Source organism: Dokdonia sp. PRO95 (genome assembly GCF_000355805.1).
In the GTDB taxonomy this organism is placed as follows: domain Bacteria; phylum Bacteroidota; class Bacteroidia; order Flavobacteriales; family Flavobacteriaceae; genus Dokdonia.
Map to the genome: position 1 here is coordinate 902841 of NZ_CM001837.1, position 21798 is coordinate 924638.

Here is a 21798-nt window from a genome sequence, read left to right on the forward strand (position 1 = left end):
AAAACCTTAATGTAATCGTTCATTTATGATACTACGAACGATATCTACAGCCACTGTATTGTATCTGTTATTAGGTATAATAATATCTGCAAATTCCTTTGTAGGCTCTATAAACTGCTGGTGCATAGGCTTCAATGTAGTTTGATATCTATTCAACACTTCATCTAGATCGCGACCACGCTCTGCGATATCTCTCTTGAGACGACGTATTAAGCGCTCATCACTATCTGCATGCACAAATACTTTAATATCAAAGAGATTGCGAATATTAGGATCTGTCAAGATAAGAATTCCCTCTACCACAAGCACATTTGTAGGACTCGTAAGCACAGTCTCATCAATACGGTTATGCGCAACAAATGAGTACATAGGTTGCAAAATATTTCTACCCTCTTTAAGCTCAACAAGATGCTGGCATAGCAAAGGAAAATCTATTGCATTAGGGTGATCAAAGTTCACCTTCTTACGATCTTCCATCGATAATGCAGAGAGATCTTTATAATATGAATCTTGAGAAATTACTGTTACTTGTCCTTCTGGCAGATCTGACACAATCTGATCTACAACGGTTGTCTTACCACTTCCAGTACCACCACCTATTCCTATAATAAGCATAAATTAAAGCTATTAAATTTTACATCACTTATTCCAGTGATAATTAGATTATTCTTCTTCGCTATTTCCTACTTGCCCTTCGTATTCTGGGTACAAAAAAGCATTATAAGGAAATCTTGTAACGTGAATTTCTCTTACACGCTCGTACACTTTCTTTCTAAACTCTTCAAAATTATTCTTATTAAGAGCAGATATAAAGATAGCATCACCATTTGTACGTGACATCCAGGTTTCTTTCCACTCATCTAGAGAATAATGAACTCCTGTACGCTCCACCATAAGGTCATCATCATCGTAAGCTTCGGCTTTATAAGCATCAATCTTATTAAAAACCATAAGCGTAGGCTTATCCATACTTTTTATCTCATCCAGAATTTTATTTACAGCATTGATATGATCTTCAAATTGTGGATGAGAAATATCTACTACATGCAGTAACAAGTCTGCCTCGCGAACTTCATCTAGCGTACTTTTAAAAGAATCTACAAGTTGTGTAGGCAATTTACGTATAAACCCTACTGTGTCTGAGAGTAGAAAAGGAAGGTTACCTATAACAACTTTACGTACCGTTGTATCTAAGGTTGCAAAAAGTTTATTTTCGGCAAAAACTTTACTCTTACTTATCACATTCATGAGCGTACTTTTACCCACATTTGTATATCCTACAAGAGCAACTCTCACAAGAGCACCACGATTGCCACGTTGTGTAGCCATTTGCTTATCTATACTAAGCATCTTTTTCTTAAGCAAGGTAATACGGTCACGCACAATACGTCTATCTGTCTCAATCTCTGTCTCACCAGGACCGCGCATACCTATACCTCCACGCTGGCGCTCCAAGTGTGTCCATAAACCTGTAAGTCTAGGTAGTAAGTACTCATATTGAGCAAGCTCCACTTGCGTGCGCGCATAACTCGTTTGAGCTCTCTGAGCAAAAATATCGAGGATTAAATAAGTGCGATCTACAATCTTACATTTTAAGATTGCTTCAATATTACGTTGTTGTCCAGGAGTAAGCTCGTCATCAAAGATAACAGTACCTACCTCATGCTGCTCTACATATGCAGCCACATCTTCCATCTTCCCGGTCCCTATAAAAGTTTTAGGATTAGGACGTTCTAATTTTTGAGAGAAACGCTTTAACACTTCGCCTCCTGCCGTATAAGCAAGAAACTCAAGTTCGTCAAGGTACTCTGTCATTTTATCGTGCGTTTGCTTTTGGGTAACTAGCCCAATCAGTACACACTTTTCGTAATCTATTTTTTCTGTTTCGAGCATATTAACAAAGGTAGCAAATGGATTGCAGTCTTTTTGACTAAATTGTAACACTCATAGACACTATTCAATATGGAGGATGATTACGCTTTCGCGAAAGCGCAACAAGAAAAAATACAATGTGCAGTAGGCTTTTATAACCTAGAAAATCTTTTTGACACGACAAACAACCCAGAAACGCTAGATGACGACTTTACTCCGAACGGTTTTAAGGAGTGGAATAGCTATAAGTATAATAAGAAAATAGCCAAACTATCCAAAGTCATATCAAACATAGGGAAGGATGACACAAATACTTCGCCATCCCTACTAGGTGTTGCCGAGGTAGAAAATAGAGATGTACTAGAAGCTCTTATTGCCACAGACCATCTCAAAAATGAAGGTTATGATATTGTTCATTATGACTCTCCAGATGAGCGAGGTATTGATGTTGCTTTATTATACAAAAAAGCAGATTTCAAAGTTACTGCAAGTAAGCCCATCACGCTCTACCTAGAAGCCGACGAAGGTGGGAGGGACTATACACGTGACATTCTTTATGTACAAGGAGAACTTTTAGGAAATCCAATGCACATCTTAGTGAATCACTGGCCTTCCCGAAGATCTGGTGAGAATGAAACTTCTCAAAAACGCATAGCAGCAGCTAGTCGCAACAGGGAGATTATAGACAAACTCATGAATGATGATCCTAAAGTGAAGATTATCATCATGGGTGACTTTAACGACGGCCCACACAGTGAAAGCGTAAAAAACAACCTCGTTAAAACTGAGTTTTACAACCCAATGCTCTATTTAGGAACAAGGTATGAAGGAAGCTTAAATTATAGATTTGAGTGGTTCATTTTTGACCAGATTATCTTTTCAAACAATTTTGTACAGCTACACGAAAACACACTTCTTTATGAGAAGTCAGATATTTACAATGACTTTTTTCTTACCGAGTATGAAGGTAAATTTAAAGGCACACCCTTTCGCACCTATGCAGGAAAAAGATATTTAGGCGGCTATAGCGACCACTTTCCTGTGTATAGCATTCTATCTACAAGACCTGAATAAAAAGATTTTTAATTTGCTTTAATTTCAATCTCATCGAGCTCATATGTACCGTCAAAGTTGGAATTTCCAGAGCCATTGTATTTAAAACCTATATAACCCGTATCTGTAACACAAGAGAGATCTACAATACCAGAGTCAATCCAGCTTCCGAAGAAGTCATTATCTGCAACAACATCTGCTGCGGCTAGCACATCCCAAGTAGAAGCAGCAATTGTTGTGACATCGCCATCCCAGTCGTTAGAAAAAAGTATGGTCAACCTACTACCATCTGCAAAACTGTTTGAGGTTCTAAAACGTAAGGTTTCTCCTGTATTTGATGTAAAATCTATGGGAGGAGTGATTAACCAAGATACCGTTCTTGCATCTCCAGAAAAAGCAGAAGCAATTCTCGCAGATCTACCTAATGACGCATTCTGACCAGTACTCCTGTATGCTTCCCAAGCTTGAGTGCCTTCCTGCTGGTAATTAGTCCAACCATTACCCACAATAGGATCATTATTAGTTTGCGTCTCAAAAAACTCTTCAAATAATATATTTTCTCCCATTCCACTAGCTGGACCACAATCTATTTCTACAGGATCACAACGGTCTGTCTCCTCAAAAATGACGGCTTCTGGATTATTAATAGCAAGATTATAGGTGTCTCCAAAAAAGTTACGGGTGAGTACTCCCGATATACTGCCAACTCCATCTGGCAGCAATATAGATTTAAAATTTGCAAACGTACTTGTACTTACAAGGGTGGATTGCCCAGTGGTGCAATGTACTAGTTCACGTTCTCCATCAAATTCATCAAGAGGCTCTCCGGCATAGGTAACACTCCCATCAATGACATCCTCCTTTATAAACTGAACATCCGAGAGCTTGACGAATATATTTTCTAACTCATTACTAAAATCTTCTATTATAACCTCAAGCGGTACTATTTCTTCAATAATGGATGACCTCTGCATAAAGCTAAACTGAGCTGGCGCTGGAATTTTATCTAGATTTTCTGTCATGCCTAGCGTTAATATTCCGTTGCTATCTCCTATCCACAAACCTCCTATAGCTTGATTGTCTAGTGTTGCATTACCTAGCTTTACAAAAACCTTGCGACCCACTTCATAATACGTATACAGCGGACTCTCATCTATAAGCACACGTACACCTGCTGTAGGATTACTTGCTGCATCTTGTATGATGATCTCCTCAAACCAGTTTCCAGAGGCATCACTACTTATCACAAAACCTTCTACATAACGATTAGTGTCAGAAAGATCAAGTCTAAATGTGCTGCGCAGGGCTGTGACATCTGTTTGGCTAGTAGCATTGATGCCAAGATTATCTGCCTCGATTAGAACGGCCTGTTCATAGAGGTTTGCTAGCTGTGCGATGGTGATGATTTCTCCGTCTAGAGCTGGCTCAGTGATTTCAAGCAGTGGTGTTGTGAACTCATCATCATTCACACAGCTCATAGCTAATACAAGCATGGCAGCGATTGATAGTTTCTGGATTAATTTCATCATCTTAATATTAAAGTTTAAAATCGAACGTAAGCATTTGCGTAGTATGTAGTTCCTCTCCCAAAGAATAACTTATCTCCAAAAATGGGAGTCGCACGCTCAGATTCCTCAAGTTTAGATCTATAATTTACTCTACGAGAATCCTCAAAGCCTCCTGTAATATAATTTTCATTGAGTACATTATTTACTGTTGCAAAAAAGCCCACAAAGTACCTTCCTATTCTCCATGACTTTCCCCCTATAATATTTACGAGATGGTAATCATCTATTTGTGTTTGTCTTAGTAAACCCTTAGCTACATCCACATCAAAGTCGTTAAAGGGTTGGCCATCTATATCTTGATTGAAATTTGGTGTACGCGCTAGGTTACTAAAATCTATGTAAGCATTAGAAAAGCGATTTACCGTAATTCCAAAATTCCAGAATTCTGGGTCTCTATATTCAAGGCCTAGTTGATAGGCTCTTTCTGGCCCGCCAGCAACATGCAAATTATTGAGTACAACTTTACCATCTCCAAAAGTCTGAGGACCATCAAAATCATCTGAGGTATAGTAGATATCTGGATTATTTGCATACGTATATTGACCTACAGATGCAGCCGCTTTTAACTTAAGCGTAGGTAATACCTGCGCCTCTATTCCTACTTCTACGCCTATATTTTGTCGCGCAATATTAGTAAGTACTTCTTGTACAAAAGACGCCTCTGTTTGCGCTATCGAGTTTTGAGTAAAGAAGAATCCCAAATCAGTCCCGTTTTGAAACCCAGTATAAAATCCTGTGAGACGTCCTTTTACAATAGGAGATCTATAAATATAGCTAGCATCCACACTTTGTATTTGTTCTGAAGTTAAGTTATTAACTACATCATTATTTTGTCGAGCATTACTAAAACTATTTCTAATAGAAGGAGCAGTAGTATAGTAAGCTCCGTTTACTGTAACTATATGTCTACCGGTAAATTTATATGTCGCGCCCGCTTTTAGACCTACATCTGTAAATGAAAGTTTCTCACTAAGCCCAAAGGAATTTTCACCTACAAAATTTCCGTTCTCATATAATCCCTCACGCTGATAACTTGTAGTACTTGCCGTGCCAGAAATAAAAAACTCTGAATTCTTAAAAATAAATTGTCCTTGAGCAAATCCGCTTATTGTACTTGAATTGATATTATAGTTATACTTATATCGATCTCCTACTTGAACAATGCGGTTAGGATTACGCACATCGCTTTGTGCAAGATCGCCTTCTTGACCATCTTGACTCTCGCTTACGGAGAAGTTATCTATATCAAGAAATCCCTCTCCTCCTAGCAAATCCCTAACTTGCGCATAATTTTCACTTCTCAAATCTCTGTAAGATAAATTTCCATTTATAGTAATTGCATCAGTAAGCTGTGAGTTCAAAATAATATTTGCAGTTAATTGTGTATCTGCCACCACATCATCTTGAAGGATTACTTTTGAGTTCCCTCCATCTGCATTCGCCTGATAGATAGACTCCCAATCTAGCTGACCATCACTAATAAAGTCTTGCTGCAGCAGATAAGCTCTTTGAAAATCTCCCGCAGTTGGACTTGGGTCTTGAAGTGCAAAACTGGGCAAGAGTTGATAATAGTTTGGCGCCGGATTCCTCAAACTTCCATTATCTATCCTACCACTTTTTATGGCACCCATTTGATATCCCAAGTTTATATTAACACTAGTATTATCACTTATATCCCAATAATGATTGATCATGAATACTGGCTCTTGAATCTCGCGTAATCTAGCATTGCGCTGTTGCCCGTTTTGAAAACCCCAATATGGATTATAGGTACGTCCTTTGAGATCAACCTGTTCTTGAGTTAAAGCAGAAGCACGACCGCGACGATTAGGCGTATAAAAAGCAGAAAAATTAAGACTGCTGTTACTATTTATTTTCTTTTCTATAGATAAATATATCGAGTTAGCATCGTATAAGGTGCCATCTTGAAAACCCTCTTTACCAAAACGACGAGACAACAACACACTGTAAGCCCACCCTTTCTGAGATAATCCACTATTATAGCTACCCATTATTCTGCCTTGGTAAGAAGCACTAGCTGCGGCATATGAAACCCTACCGCCTTTTCGCTCCTGGGATGCTCGCATGATAATATTTGTTACACCAGCTAGTCCTCCAAAGCTATATTCACTCGCTTTTAATCCTTGTGTAAACTCACGATTGCGCTGTGCATCGTTAAGTCCGCCCCAACTTCCCCACTGCGGCCGACCGTTAAACTGCATATTCATTTCTATCCCGTTGATGAGAAGCTTGCCATTTGCATTATCTAACCCTCTTGGTCTAAAAAAAGTAGCACTCCAATCAAATGCTGCTGCACTCAAAAAAGCATCTCGTCCAGCAGACAATAATCCAGAGGTATTAAAACTTTCTTGAGTATCGCCGCTATTCAAATCATTTTCTGATAATGAGATTAACCCCATCTGTCGTTGTTCTTCTGAGATATCAATATCAATGGTTATGATTGGAAGTTCTAATATTTCATTGACTGTTATAATGACGGGCAGCCTCTTGGTAATGAAGCCATTTTTTTCTACAATTAGAATTTGATCTCCATACGACTCGATACTAGTCAACACAAATACACCAAGTGCATCTGTTTTTACAGTGTCATTATCACCTTGAATTTTAATACTCACATCTGGAATCGGCTGTGAAGTGACGGCATCTATAACCGTTCCTTTAAGTTGCGCTTGAGACCACAATACACCGCCAAATAATAAGAAAGCGTAACGTAATAAATTTTTGTTCATAGCTCCTAGTTCATGTGATATCTCAGTTTTAAATATTAACACACGAAAGTTTTAAAATCGCAAAGCGCTGAAATTCATTACATTTGACTTGCATATTACGAAAAATCTTACATAAAACACACATACATTCTATAAATCACAAAACCATGAGATCTACAATACTTGCGATATTGTTATTTTTTTACGCTTTCGCGAAAGCGCAACAAACCGATAAATATAGAGCTCACACTATAGCATTTTATAACGTAGAAAATCTATTTGACACCATCAATGACCCCATCACTTATGATGATGATCGCACACCTGAGGGAAAGGATCATTGGACCGAGACGATATATCAAGACAAGGTGAGAAACATCGCCAGAGTAATTGCCGATATAGGAAAGGACTTCACAAAAAACAGCCCAGCAATTGTAGGCCTCGCCGAAATCGAAAACCGAAAAACTGTAGAAGCACTAGCAAATGACCCCCTATTATTGTCTAATGATTATGGCATTGTCCATTACGATTCTCCAGACAGGAGAGGTATAGACGTAGCGCTGTTGTATCAAAAGAGGTTATTTAAGCCAGTATCTACTAGCAAGCATGAGTTGCTCATTTATGAGATTGACAATCCATCAAAACGCAAGTTTACAAGAGATCAGCTTCTTGTATCTGGCTTACTCGATGGCGATATGGTTCACATCATTGTAAACCACTGGCCATCTAGATCTGGAGGAGAAGCAAAGAGCAGAAAAAAGCGTATGGACGCAGCTTCACTGACGAAGAAAATTACAGACAGCTTACAAAGTAATGACCCTTATGCCAAGATTATTATCATGGGAGACCTCAATGATGACCCTACAAATGTTAGTGTAAAAAAAGTGTTACAAACGCAGCGCAAGATTAAAAAAGTAAGAGATAAGAAACTTTACAACCCCATGGAATCCATGTTTAAAAAAGGCATAGGCACGCTAGCATATCGCGATGGATGGAACCTCTTTGACCAGATAATTATAAGTGCACCACTACTAGATAATGACTACACCTCTTTCAGATATTATAAAGCCGGTATTTACAACAAAAGCTACTTGAGTAACCCTAAGGGTCGTTATAAAGGATATCCTTACAGAAGCTTTGCAAATGGTATATATACAGGTGGCTATAGCGACCACTTTCCGGTTTATATTTATGTGATTAAGAAAGAACACGTAGATTAATAATACAAAATCAATAAAAAACCCAAAATCAAAACTGATTCTGAGCTTTATGTTTTCTAGTACGCTTTCGCGCAAGCATACTAATAAGCTTTACAAATATTTAATCAATGGATATTAAAACCATTGATTCCATGGTATAATGGCGAGCACTGCGATAAGTGCAAGCGTATAAAAGATGGCTATCTTCTTAAATTTAGGCGTAGATAGGCGTTGTTTTTTATGTTTAGAATAACCAATAGTTACAAGTACTACTGCGATAATCATTAAAAATGGATGCTCTACCGCAAGTTGTCTTGCTTGGCTAGAGAGTCCTCCCATTCCATTTGCTTTTATAGCTTGCAAACCATTAGGTGATACAACCCACAGTACAAGACCTATAAGCAGTTGTATGTGCATCGTTATAAGGGTGAATAAAGCTAAGCTCATATCCTTCCCGCCATATTCTTTTTTTCCAAAGAATTTTACAAGTGCATTAAATGTGGCTACCACAAGAACAATAACTACAAGGTAAGCCCAGTACGAATGGACAAATTGAACAACTGAGTACATAAATAAATGGTTTAATAAGTTTGAGTTTCAAAGATAATCCATAAAAACAAAAGCCGCTACTGTTTCCAGTAGCGGCTTTATTATTGCGATTGCAATTATGTGATAATAGTTCTTAGTTAAAGATATAACGAAGACCTATTTGCATTTGCCATCTTGAAGAGTTAAATCCTGCATCATCAATCTGATCAAGACCTCTTTCTACACCATCGTTAAATGTGAATTCTGGAGTAGTACCATCATCAGCAAATCCTTCAAAGTTAACAAGAGTAGCAGTATCAAATCCACTTGTAAAGTATCTTCTTCCCCAATCCTTGTTGATTAAGTTTGTGAAGTTAAATACATCTGCAGATAATTGGAAAGCATGTTTCTTCTCACCGAACTGAAGTGCAAAATCTTGAGTAAACTTTAAATCTACTACGTGACTCCATCTTGCTCTGTTTCTGTTACGTTGAGCAAATTCTCCTCTACGTGTGCTTAAGTAATCATCGCCTTCGATAAAAGCATTAAGTGCTACCCACTGCTCCTCTGCAGTTGCAGTTACGTTACCATCTCTATCTGTATCATCAATTAAGTTTGCATCTGCAAAATTAGCTGGTACAAATGGTAATGGAGTAAATCCTTCACCTGTATCGTTAATTAAGCGGTTACTGTTACCTCCACCTACAACATAGCTATATGGAGTTCCTTCTGCTCCTTCATAGAAAAGACCAATAGATGTTTTTACGTTTTCTGACCATTTAATATCAACAACTGCGTTTGCAAGCGTTCTATGTCCTTGGCTAAAGTCAGAAACTGAAGTTCCAAGTTGGTTAGACCCATTTACACTTTCATTAAACGCCCAGTTAGATATATTCTGAGAAGACGTACCTTCAAATACAGTAGTAGAACGACCATAAGAATAAGTTGCACTAGCTCTTACGTCTACCATTGTAGAGTAAAAATTCTTAGATAACGTAGCAGAAGTATTAAATGCTTCTCCATCATTAGTATTAGATATCAAGAAGATTCCTCCATAAGTACCATCAACATCTTGTCCTCCATAGTTTGCACGGCTTCCAGCCCCTGTTGTCATAAACTGTGGTCCTTCTAGGTTTAAGTTTTCAAGTTGAAGACCTGTAATTACACTACTGTGAGAAACCTCAGCAGATACAGTAAATCCATTTCCTAATTTCTGATCAACCGCTAAACTCTTTTTAAACACCTGTGGTAATTTAAGATCTTCGGCAAGTAAATCTATATTTCCTTGGAATTCTCCATCTTGTCTGAATTGACTGTTTACATCAGGGTTGAAATCTGGAACTCCGTCTCCAAATATTCTTGTGTTTGCTACAACAGTACCTGTATTGTTGTAAGCTCCACCTGGCCACACTAATGGTATTCTAGAAGTAAATAAACCTAGACCTCCACGTATTTGTGTTGTCTTATCTCCTTTTACATCCCAGTTAAATCCTAAACGCGGAGAGATGTGTGCAGTTGTTTTAGGTCCTTGACCTACACGTGCACCTTGTAAATCTTTTCCAGCAGCTTCTAATAAACCAACAGTTCTTGTGTTGAAGTCAGAGTTTCCTCTTCCATCATCCCAAACCGGTAAATCTACTCTTAAACCAGCAGTCATTTTAAAAGTCTCAGACATTTGTACTTCGTCTTGAGCATAAAATCCTAATTGGAATAAATCAAATTCAGCAGCTCCAACAGAATCATCACCTACTCCACCTAGAAGTGAGTAACTACTACGGAATTCATTTGCATCATCATTATAGAAATCCTCTAATGAGTTATAAGTGTACTCTCCAAAGTTACGTCCAAAAAACACATTCTTAACTTTACTGTACTCGTTGTGAGTTCCTAAAGTAACTGTATGACGTCCAGAGAAAATCTGGAAGTTGTTTGTAAGTGTGAAGATATCTTGTTCAAGTAAGTTAGCTGTTGAGAAAGGCTCTGAACCAGCAAATATTCTTGCATCCCCATCGTTGATTTCAATTCTTGGGAAAGGATCTCCATTAACACCTCTATCATCACGTACTCTTGTGTATCCAAGGATAAATCTGTTTGCATACTTATTACCAAACGTAGAGTTAAGTTCTAAAGATGCTGTGTTTGTATTAGACTCAAAGTTCTGAGCACCTCCAGTAAAGTTAATTGTTCTTGAACTAGAACGACCTATTCCAAAGAAATCTGCCTTTACTAAGTTGTTACGGAAAGATAATTTGTGATTCTCGTTAATATTCCAATCTAATTTGAAAAGGATTTTATTACTTTCTAAAGTTCTAGTATTGTTATCAAAAGTTCCTGGGTTGTAACCATACTCATCAATCAAGAACTGTCTGAATGTAGACACACCGTCTAAACCTGAATCTCCAGCATAGTTACCATCAAATGGCTGAGGAGTTTCATCGTTTTGACCTTCATAATTTACAAAGAAGAATAATTTATCCTTGATAATAGGACCTCCTACACGTACACCAAAAGTCTTTGCAGAGAAATCAGCAAGCTTTTCTCTATCACTATCATCTTCGAAATCACCAGGAGTTTTTCCTGCAAGCGACTCGTTTCTGAATAGGTAATAAGCAGAACCTTCAACCTCGTTAGTTCCAGATTTTGTTACGGCACTAATCGCACCACCAGCAAAACCTCCAATAGTTACATCATAAGGAGCAACATTAACTTGGAAAGATTCAATTGCATCAATAGAGATTGGGTTTACACCAGTCTGACCTCCATTTGTTCCTGATCCAGAAAGACCAAAAGCATCATTATTTACAGCTCCATCAACATAAAGAGCGTTATAGCGATTGTTTTGACCACCAATAGATAATTGATTATCACCTCTCACCTGTGCTTCAGGAGTAAGACGTGCAAAATCTGAAATAGATCTAGAAATATTAGGCAACGCTTCTACTTGACGTTGACTAATAGCCGTTTCAGATCCCGTTTTGTTTGCATCAAAAACACTGTTAGGTTGAGCAGTAATTACAATCTCGTCAAGCGCATTTGCGTTCTCAGCCATTGTTGTACTAACTCTCTTAGTCTCTCCAAGAGTAAGTGAAAAACCATTAAGTGCATAATCCTCAAATCCTACGTAAGTAATCGTAACATTGTAAGGTCCACCTGGTCTTAAGTTTGTTAGACGGTAAAAACCATCAAAATCTGTTACTGCTCCATACACAGAACCTGTAGGTACGTGTGTTGCAACAATGTTTGCTCCAGGCAATGGACCTTCTGTGTTGTCTAACACACGTCCAGAGATAGAACTTGTCGTTACCCCTTGTGCTAATGACGATACCGTCACTAGAAACATGGCGATCAATGATAAAAATGTAATTTTCTTCATGATATTTGTTAATAATTAGCGTTGCAAAATTACTCTAAATTTGTGGAGTGCCAATATTAACTTAACGTTAACTTATCCAAGCAAGTTCATTCACTAGCGGACGCACAAAAAAACCTTTCAAACATTAGCCTGAAAGGTTTCTTAATAAAATACTAATAATCAACTACTTGTTATATTTCCTTATAGTAGTTCATCAAGTTTTTAGTAGAACCATCATGATTTTCACTTGTACCTGAACTAAACTCATTAAGCACTTTTTTTGCAAGTTGCTTCCCTAACTCAACTCCCCATTGATCATAAGAGTATATATTCCATACCACTCCTTGTACAAAAATTTTATGTTCATACATTGCCACCAGTGACCCTAAGCTCTCTGGAGTGAGTTTTTCACCTAGAATTGTTGTTGTAGGCTTATTTCCTTCAAAAACTTTAAAAGGTATGAGTTCTTCTATACGCTTTCGCGAAAGCGTACTTCCCTCAAAATCTTGCTCCACTTGAGATACAGTCTTACCATTCATGAGTGCTTCTGTTTGTGCAAAGAAATTTGCCATAAGCTTATCATGGTGGTCTTGATTACCGTGAAGTGACTTTTTGAAACCAATAAAATCTGCCGGAATTAATTTTGTTCCTTGATGAATCAATTGGAAAAATGCGTGTTGTGAGTTGGTTCCTGGTTCGCCCCAAATAATATTTCCAGTTTCATACGAAACGCGGTCACCGTTGCGATCTACGCTTTTTCCGTTACTTTCCATAATTGCTTGTTGCAAGTATGCTGGAAGTCTATGTAAATATTGAGAATAAGGAATTACAGCTTCTGTCTCTGCTCCATAAAAATTATTATACCACACACTTAAAAGTGCCGTAATCACTGGAATGTTTTGATCAAACGACGTGTTTTTAAAATGTTCATCCATCTTAAAAGCTCCGTGAAGTAAGCCTTCAAAGTTTTTATAACCCACAGCTAGCGCTATAGATAAACCTACTGAGCTCCAAAGAGAAAAGCGCCCTCCCACCCAGTTCCACATGGGGAATACATTATCTGAAGAAATACCAAAGTTAGCTATAGCCTCCTCGTTAGTAGAAACTGCAACAAAATGGCTACCCACCGCCTCTTCTCCTAGTTGATTTACAAACCACTTTCTTACTGTTGTGGCGTTACTCAATGTCTCTTGAGTTGTAAATGTCTTTGATACTATTACAAAAAGCGTTGTTTCTGGATTAAGATCTTTAATAGTCTCCATTACATGGTCACCATCTACATTTGATATAAAATGAGTAGTCAGGTGGTTTTTGTAATACTGTAATGCCTCAACAACCATCACTGGCCCAAGATCTGATCCACCTATACCTATATTTACAACATCTGTAATCTCTTTACCGGTAGCGCCTTTATGCTTACCAGAAATAACTTTTTCAGTAAAAATTTCGATTGACTTTTTTACATCATCTACTTCTTCCTTTGCAAAAGCGTCACTCTTTTCATCACGCAATGCGGTATGCATCACTGCTCTATCTTCTGTAGCGTTTATTGCATCCCCACCAAAATAACTGTCAATTGCCTCTTTTAATCCAACCTCTTCTGCTAGTTGTATAAGAAGATCACGAGTTTCGGTTGTGATTCTATTTTTACTATAATCTACATATAATGAATCCCAAATAATTGTAAAATCGCTTGCACGAGTGCTATCCTTAAAAAGATCTACCAGCAAGGTATCTTTAGTTTCCTTGTAATGCGTTTCTAATGCTTTCCAAGCTGCCGTTGTGGTTGGGTTAATATTTTTCATTAGGTAGGTTCTTAAGATTGTTGTTGTTTTTCTTCTGCTTGCTGTTGTGCAAACTCCATTTCAGCTTCAGACATAAACGGAATGTTATCTAATTGAAGTCTTAGAGGTTTGCGTATACTATCATAAATGGGTCTTAATCGCTCATCTAATGGTTTTGATGCTGGCAGGTCCTCTTTAAAAGGGTCAACTTGTTTTCCATTTTTCCAAAAACGATAACACACATGAGGTCCACCAGAATTTCCAGTCATACCTATAGTTCCTATTACATCTCCTTGACGTACAGACTGACCTACCTTTACAGCTCGTCTTTGCATGTGTAGATATTGCGTATCATAAGTAGCATTGTGGCGTATTTTTACATAATTACCGTTACCTCCACGACGCTCTGACTTTGTAACTACTCCATCTGCCGTAGCAAGGATAGGTGTGCCTATAGCTCCTGCAAAATCAGTTCCTTTATGTGGGCGCAACTTGTAACCATAGTACTTTATACGTCTTTTAAGGTTATACCTTGACGATATTCTATTAAACTTGAGTGGTCCTTTTAAAAAAGCACGACGTAAGTTATCTCCATTTTCATCAAAGTAATCAAAACCACCAGCCAGAGAGTCATTTGCAAATCTAAATGCATATATCTCACGCCCGGCATGTTCAAAAAGAACTGCCTTAATTTTACCTATACCAGCAGGGATTGTATCATTTACAAAGCGCTCTTCATAAATCGCCTTGAAGCGATCACCTTTTTGAAGTTTAAAAAAATCAATAGTCCATGCGTAAATATCTGCCATTTTATAAGCGACATTTACACTCACCCCAAGATCGTCAAAAGTAGAAGATAGGTTACTATTTATTACTCCAGAGATTTCGCGTTCATAAGTGGTTGTAGGATGCTTTTTTGCTGCAGCTTTTACATTTTCTTCAAAATCAACTACAACATAATCTTCTCTGTTTTGCTCATAAATAAATACTTGCGCAGCTTCTATAGAGTCTTTAGACTTAAGTAAGACATAAGGTTTTCCTTTTCTTATACGGCGCGTATCAAAAACTGATTTTACAGAATCAGAAATCTCTTCTATCGTTGCATAATCTACATTTGCATCAAAAAGAATCTTTCCAAAGCTATCCCCAGATTGCACGGTATCTCGTTCTACAATATAATCATCAAGCACGTATCCGTACTCTTTGACTACCTCAGGTGGCGCAGTATAAATTTCTTCGGCATCTGTCTCGTCTGAGCTGGTGTTTCCGCAGGCATAAATAAAAAGGCTTAAAAAAACTAAAAGATATAGGTGGTTATATTTCACAAAAAGTAAGTTGTAATTCATTATACATCATGCCCCCAGTTTGCTAGCTCTTCTGCCGTCCAGACATCTGGAAAGAAAATACGTCGCTGGTATTTAGGGTGCATATATTTTGTCCATTCGCTTCCGCCTGTTGCCTCCACTACTTTCTCACCATTATTTAAATAATGATTTGCAGCATGATAATGAGACATAACCCAAGTGACATTTACTGTGTAATCGTAGTGACGCATGGCATCACGTAACTTTTGATTCTCACGGACTTCTTGAGGTAAACTTTTAAAGCGGGCGTACAAATTTATAGTATTATATTCTTTTGTAAACGCTACAAAGTCGTTTTTATACTTCTCTTCAAAGGCTGTGAGCAAATAAGATTTTTTACCAGTATGATAATCCTTGCCGGCGGCTTGCCAATATAGATGTTCTAACGCATGTTCGTACGGAGTATTGCGGTCTATGCTTTCGCGAAAGCGATTATCTATAAGATTTATTAAATCTGTACTTGCAAACTCGATTTTTCTGTATTGCGCACTTTGAAAACCACTAGCTGGAGTCAGCGTTTTTCTGAATTTCATATACTGCTCAACATCCATTCCTTCCTGCATAATCGAGAAAGAACTTGTGAGCATATCAAAATACCGACTTATACGTCCTAAGCGAGAGCTAAAAAAGTCTACGGTAAGCTCAGGGTGGTGTGCTACTTGCTCAATCTCCCATAATACCATTTTAAAAAGCAGCTCATTAACCTGATGATACATGATAAACACATTTTCATCTGGCATGCTCGTGCGTGGCAACTGCAAACTTAATAATGCATCTGTATGGATATAGTCCCAATAAGTAATAGGCTTACTTTGCAGTAATCCTTCAAGATGATCATCAAGATCTTGATCTATCTTCTCATACTTATCATCAAGCTGATTGATGATTTTTTCTATGTCTGGTTGAATGGGCTTTTTCATGAGTAGTTATTGGACCGTCGATAATGCGTTTATCAAACACTTCGTATTTCACAAACATCAACGCTGTGTTGCCTAATTTATTAAGTGGCAATTTACAAAATCCTTAATCAAACACGATCTCAAAAGGATGCTTAAGTCCTTTATATGCATCTAGATCTGCTTTAAGCGAACCTACTGACAAATCAGCCTTAATACGAAGCGGTATTTTATTATCATCGTCACTCACCCATATCGTAAGACTTTCTTTTTCTTGAAAAACACGACCAGACTGTACGAGTGGTCTAAATACTAATGTCTTTACCTTTCCAAACTTAGTGCGAATGGTTTCTCTTTCCAGAAAACGCATTTTAAATGGATAGTTTTCTCCATCAAAAAACATGGTAAGCTTAATTTCGTCTCCAGCCTTTAACTCGTCTGTAGTAAGATTATTACGCAAGTAATACATTGCAGAGACCATATCTTGAATACCTGGCTCTGTATCAATGGTGGTTTTCTTATTACGCTTTATATCGTTTATATGCGCTTTATTTGACACTTGATCAAATTCTATCACCTTGTTTTTAGTGTGACCACCTTCGTCTATCTTTCGAAGAAATTTATAAGGTAAATCGGTCTTTTTATCTACCCAACTCTCATAATAATCCTCTACCCCAAAGGCCAGACCCACAATACCTGTAGTCTCTCCAAAACCTTTAATGTGATGCACTGGCTTTCCTTTATAAGTAGCATCTTTAATATCTATAGTAGCATAACCCCCAGTAAGCAGCCCGTAATGCACTCTAAATTTAAGCCACTCTCCAGCCTGATAAGTATCCCTATGTTTCATCACACCATTACTTACTGGCGCCTGCATGAAGGCAGTACTTACAAGAAGCACTATCATTATTAATAAGGCAGGTATGTATTTGTTATGTGACTTCATCTTAGGTCGTTATTTGGTTGTATAAAGCATATAATACAATTGTTATTCCAAAAATATAATAACAAAAAACTCCGTCCTATTTCTAAGACGAAGTTTTAGTTAAATAATTGTAATTGTGCAAATAACAGCGTTACGCTTTCGCGAAAGCGCACTTGGAACCCTACAGAGTACCTCTCTGTGCTTGCTCTCTTTCTATGGACTCAAAAAGTGCCTTAAAGTTTCCTGCTCCAAATCCTTTTGCCCCCATACGTTGTATGATTTCAAAAAATAAGGTTGGTCTATCTTCTAGTGGCTTAGTAAATATCTGAAGTAAATATCCATCTTCATCTGCATCTACAAGAATAGAAAGCTCTTGCAAACGTTCTATGTCTTCCTTCATCACTTTCATGTGCTCACCCAGTCTTTGTGGGATATCGTCATAATACGTTTGTGGCGGTGGTGGTAAAAACTCGATACCACGAGCCTTAAGCTGTGCTACCGTCTTAATAATATCATCTGTTGCAAGGGCGAGGTGCTGTACACCAGCTCCTTCATAAAAATCTAAATATTCTTCTATTTGAGATTTCTTTGCTGCCTCTGCTGGTTCGTTTATCGGGAATTTAATGCGACCGTTCCCGTTACTCATTACCTTACTCATAAGTGCCGAGTATTCTGTGTGAATTTGTTTATCATCAAAAGACAAGAAGTTTACAAACCCCATTACCTCTTCATAAAACTTCACCCATGTATTCATCTGGTTCCAGCCCACATTACCCACCATGTGATCTACATATTTTAAACCTGTAGGTTCTGGATTATAATCAGACTCCCATTTTCTAAAACCTGGCAAGAACACTCCTTTATAATTTTTACGCTCTACAAACATGTGTACTGTCTCTCCATAGGTGTAAATCCCTGCGCGCACAGTCTCTCCATGCTCATCTGTTTCTACAAAAGGCTCGCAATATGATTTTGCACCACGTTTTGTAGTTTCCTCATAAGCACTTCTTGCATCTTCTACCCATAATGCAACCACCTTTACACCATCACCATGCTTTACAATGTGATCGTTTATAGGTGACTTACTGTTAAGCGGTGTAGTAAGTACAATGCGTATTTTATCTTGCTTAAGCACATAACTTACCTCATCTCGAGATCCAGTCTCAAGACCTTTATAAGCATATGATTGAAAACCAAAAGCAGTTTTATAAAAGTGTGCTGCTTGTTTTGCATTACCCACATAAAACTCCACATAATCTGTCCCTAGAAGCGGAAGAAAATCTTGCGCTCCTTCAAATATTTTTTCTAATCCGTAGTCTACAGATTTTAAGTCCTTGCTCATAGTTGTTACTTTTCAGCGAAGTTAGTTTAAGCTATTACTTCACTATTAATACTAATTTATAAGTCTTCTGCTTGCGCAGATTGTTATGTTGTTTTTGTTACGCTTTCGCGAAAGCGTAATTAATCAATACTATCTCTTTCTGGAAACACCTCGTTTAAGAAAATAGAATCTGTACTTATAGAGTCTACTTCCTCCTCCATAAAAACATCATCATTAAAATCATCTTCGTACTCCCAGTTGTTATCTGTGCTATACGCATCATTTGTAAGATCATCAAATGCTCCAGTCATACCAGCAACTCCTAAAAACGCAAGCGCTCCTATCACGATAAGTAAGAATAATCCATTTAAAATGATGGAAATAATATTAAGAGTTCGTGCTATGGAAACGTTGCTCCTGCTTGACTCAGAAAACTCATCTGGGTTTAAGCGATAGAGTTTCATGCTCTTATTTGCCATCACAAGTCCTGCGATACTCAGTCCTAGTGGAATGATTGCTGTAAATCCATAACAGCAGCAACCAGCAACACCTATCACGAGGCCAACGATTCCTAATATTAATGCAGACGGATCTGCGGGTAATTTATTTTGCATATTGATGTTTAGTGGTCTAGCCAGCTTTGATAATAACTCTCGTCTGCAATTGCCATGGCGTCTTTACAAACCATAAGTGGTTTAAAAGTATCTACCATCACTGCAAGCTCTTCTGTTCCCTCTTTCCCTATACTTTTCTCTGCAGTTCCTGGGTGCGGACCGTGAGGAATACCTGCTGGGTGTAAAGAAATATGTCCAGCCTCTACATCTGTACGGCTCATAAAATCACCATCTACATAATACAACACCTCATCACTATCTATATTACTATGATTGTATGGTGCTGGAATACTGAGCGGGTGATAATCGTATTTTCTAGGCACAAAACTACAGATTACAAAAGCATCTGTTTCAAATGTTTGGTGCACTGGTGGCGGCTGGTGGATGCGACCAGTTATAGGTTCAAAATCATGAATTGAGAATGCGTATGGATAGTTATAGCCGTCATATCCTACCACATCAAAAGGATGAGAAGCATATACCATCTCAAAAATATCGTCTTGCTTTTTAACCTTGATTAGAAACTCTCCTTTCTCATCGTTAGTTTCTAGCTCATACGGCTGTCTTAAGTCACGCTCACAAAATGGAGAGTGCTCCAGCAGTTGACCAAAATAATTTCGGTAACGCTTAGGAGTATAAATAGGTCTGCGCGACTCTACGATAAAGAGTCTATTATCATCCGTATCAAAATCTATCTTGTAGATAACTCCTCTAGGAATGAGTAAGTAATCTCCATATTTAAAATCAAGATTTCCTAAGTGTGTACGCAGTTTTCCAGTGCCTTTATGAACAAATATAAGTTCATCTGCATCTGTGTTTTTGTAAAAATAATCTTGTGTGCGTTCTTGAGGAGCTGCAAGTATGATGGTACAATCACTATTAGTAAGTACGGCTTTCCTACTTTCTAAATAATCCTTTTCTGGTTTTATTTGAAAACCACGAAAACGATACGATTGCATGTTATTTTCCTTTGCAATTTCTGGTTTTACAGAGTATTGCTTACGTATTTCCTTTACTTGCGTAGGTCTGTGTACGTGATAGCTATTTGTGCTCATCCCGTCAAAACCTATGGTACCAAACAATTGTTCGGAATATAAGGAACCATCTGGTTTACGAAACTGAGTGTGACGCTTATGAGGGATATCTCCCAACTTATGATAAAAAGGCATTGTTGTGTTTTTAGATTGTCTTAAAGTTACTCAAAATCAAGTAAAGCAATCTATTCTGGGTTCCTCTTTATGAGGAAATTAAGAAGTATAGGTAAGTTTATCCAGCCTTGTGCGTTCATGAGCGTAAATATAGGGGATTTTTACCGTGTTGTAAAAATGGAATTTAGAAAGTTCTATCTGGATGAAACATAGCCATATCCATACTAGGTGTTACCTCATCTACAATTTCTTGCACTAGTTTACCTGTACTAGGTCCTAACGTCCACCCCATCATTGCGTGACCCGTAGCGATAGTGAGGTTTTTACATTTTGAGCTTTTACCTATATATGGCATCCCATCTGCAGATACTGGTCGCAAGCCACAGGTAGCACCAGCTTTTTCTTCTGCTGTAATATGTACTTCTGAAAAATACTTATTGACACCATCTGCAATAGCGTCTACTCGAGCCTTACTAATTGTGTGATTTATTCCAGCAATTTCCATCGTTCCTGCAAAACGTGTAAATCCATTCATTGGAGTTATCGCCACTTTTGCTTCTGCAAGTATAGATGGGTAGGTAATTCCTGTCTCTTTTGTGGTCTGGATGCGATATCCTTTTCCAGCTTGAAGGAGTAGGTTTATGTTTAGCTTTCGCGAAAGCGTACTTGTCCAACTTCCAGCTGCCATCACAACCTCATCTGTTTTAAGAACTTCTTTATCTGTCTTTACACTGGTGATTTTACCATTATTAATCTCTAAATCAATCACTTTCTCCTCTTGTCGAATGACAACACCTTTTGATAAAAGATGCGCTTTCATTTCTGCCATGAATTCGCCAGGAGTGCTGTGATGATCACACTCAAAATACGAGGCGCCCACGATATCAAGCGTAGCATCTGGCATCATCTTCTTAACATCTTGCGCAGTAATGACTCTTGCACTTAGCCCTTCTTTTATTGCAATTTGCACAAGTTCGTCCTCGTGATGAAGTGTTTCTTCTGTCTGGCAAAGCATAAGCAAACCCTTTTTTTCTAAGTGAAAAGAAAATCCTTCTTCTTGCTTGATCTGATGATATAAATCTCGGCCCAATACCGCAATTTCTTTCATTACGGGAACAGCTCTATTTACGTGTTTCTGAGTACACGACTTATTAAAAGCTAGCGACCATTTTAAGAAATCTGCTTCAAGACGTGGCTTAATATACAGCGGACTCTTTTTATTAAACATCCACTTTATCCCTTGCCTCATGACTCCGGGAGCTGCCAGTGGTACGAGATGACTAGGAGACATATACCCAGCATTTACATAACTCGCGCCGCCATCCATTTTAGATTGATCTATAACCGTGACTTGATGTCCAGACTTTTGTAGAAAGTATGCACAACTTAACCCTATAATCCCTCCACCTATGATGATAACATTTTTTGCCATAAATACTTCTTTT

At 38.0% G+C, this 21798-nt stretch carries 16 protein-coding genes; 2 read left to right on the forward strand and 14 right to left on the reverse strand.

Annotated features, from left to right (window positions below):
- Positions 1–6: 6 nt before the first annotated feature.
- Together udk and hflX are read right to left on the reverse strand one after the other, a co-directional pair.
- Positions 7–615, reverse strand: a complete 609-nt coding sequence (gene udk / locus D017_RS03880) for a uridine kinase (protein ID WP_013750357.1) — start codon at positions 613–615, stop codon at positions 7–9.
- Positions 616–663: 48 nt separating this feature from the next.
- The gene (gene hflX / locus D017_RS03885; protein ID WP_035337941.1) at positions 664–1893 is read right to left on the reverse strand and encodes a GTPase HflX; all 1230 of its coding nucleotides are present in this window, start codon (positions 1891–1893) and stop codon (positions 664–666) included.
- A gap of 69 nt (positions 1894–1962) precedes the next feature.
- On the opposite strand from hflX, the gene D017_RS03890 reads away from it, so the two are divergent.
- The gene (locus tag D017_RS03890) at positions 1963–2946 is read left to right on the forward strand and encodes an endonuclease (protein ID WP_035334753.1); all 984 of its coding nucleotides are present in this window, start codon (positions 1963–1965) and stop codon (positions 2944–2946) included.
- A gap of 8 nt (positions 2947–2954) precedes the next feature.
- On the opposite strand, the gene D017_RS03895 is transcribed toward D017_RS03890, so the two are convergent.
- Positions 2955–4454 (reverse strand): DUF5689 domain-containing protein, encoded by a 1500-nt coding sequence (locus D017_RS03895; RefSeq protein ID WP_152023859.1) that lies wholly within the window; start codon positions 4452–4454, stop codon positions 2955–2957.
- Between the two features lie 14 nt (positions 4455–4468).
- Positions 4469–7243 (reverse strand): TonB-dependent receptor, encoded by a 2775-nt coding sequence (locus D017_RS03900; protein WP_035334756.1) that lies wholly within the window; start codon positions 7241–7243, stop codon positions 4469–4471.
- Between the two features lie 146 nt (positions 7244–7389).
- Between D017_RS03900 and D017_RS03905 the strand changes: the two genes are divergently transcribed.
- Complete coding sequence (locus D017_RS03905; RefSeq protein ID WP_051583792.1) at positions 7390–8442, forward strand: endonuclease; 1053 nt, start codon at positions 7390–7392, stop codon at positions 8440–8442.
- Between the two features lie 114 nt (positions 8443–8556).
- On the opposite strand, the gene D017_RS03910 is transcribed toward D017_RS03905, so the two are convergent.
- The 10 genes from D017_RS03910 to D017_RS03955 form a co-directional block, all read right to left on the reverse strand.
- Positions 8557–8991, reverse strand: coding sequence for a hypothetical protein (locus D017_RS03910; protein ID WP_035334758.1), 435 nt, complete (start codon positions 8989–8991; stop codon positions 8557–8559).
- A 112-nt stretch (positions 8992–9103) separates the two neighbouring features.
- Complete coding sequence (locus tag D017_RS03915; protein ID WP_035334760.1) at positions 9104–12322, reverse strand: carboxypeptidase regulatory-like domain-containing protein; 3219 nt, start codon at positions 12320–12322, stop codon at positions 9104–9106.
- A 170-nt stretch (positions 12323–12492) separates the two neighbouring features.
- On the reverse strand, positions 12493–14106 hold the full coding sequence (gene pgi / locus D017_RS03920) for a glucose-6-phosphate isomerase (RefSeq protein ID WP_035334761.1): 1614 nt from the start codon (positions 14104–14106) through the stop codon (positions 12493–12495).
- Positions 14107–14117: 11 nt separating this feature from the next.
- Positions 14118–15410, reverse strand: a complete 1293-nt coding sequence (locus tag D017_RS03925; protein WP_225969330.1) for a peptidoglycan DD-metalloendopeptidase family protein — start codon at positions 15408–15410, stop codon at positions 14118–14120.
- A gap of 20 nt (positions 15411–15430) precedes the next feature.
- Positions 15431–16369, reverse strand: a complete 939-nt coding sequence (locus D017_RS03930) for a tryptophan 2,3-dioxygenase family protein (protein WP_035334763.1) — start codon at positions 16367–16369, stop codon at positions 15431–15433.
- 103 nt (positions 16370–16472) lie between these two features.
- Positions 16473–17291, reverse strand: a complete 819-nt coding sequence (locus D017_RS03935) for a DUF3108 domain-containing protein (RefSeq protein ID WP_035334765.1) — start codon at positions 17289–17291, stop codon at positions 16473–16475.
- 160 nt (positions 17292–17451) lie between these two features.
- A complete protein-coding gene (hppD, locus tag D017_RS03940) occupies positions 17452–18612 on the reverse strand; it encodes a 4-hydroxyphenylpyruvate dioxygenase (RefSeq protein ID WP_035334766.1) in 1161 nt (386 codons plus the stop codon).
- A gap of 119 nt (positions 18613–18731) precedes the next feature.
- Positions 18732–19205: a CCC motif membrane protein gene (locus D017_RS03945; RefSeq protein ID WP_035334767.1), complete on the reverse strand. Its 474-nt coding sequence runs from the start codon at positions 19203–19205 to the stop codon at positions 18732–18734.
- An 8-nt stretch (positions 19206–19213) separates the two neighbouring features.
- A complete protein-coding gene (locus D017_RS03950) occupies positions 19214–20374 on the reverse strand; it encodes a homogentisate 1,2-dioxygenase (RefSeq protein WP_035334769.1) in 1161 nt (386 codons plus the stop codon).
- 163 nt (positions 20375–20537) lie between these two features.
- Entirely contained in the window at positions 20538–21785 is a 1248-nt protein-coding gene (locus tag D017_RS03955) for an FAD-dependent oxidoreductase (protein WP_035334771.1), read from the reverse strand.
- Positions 21786–21798 lie beyond the last annotated feature (13 nt).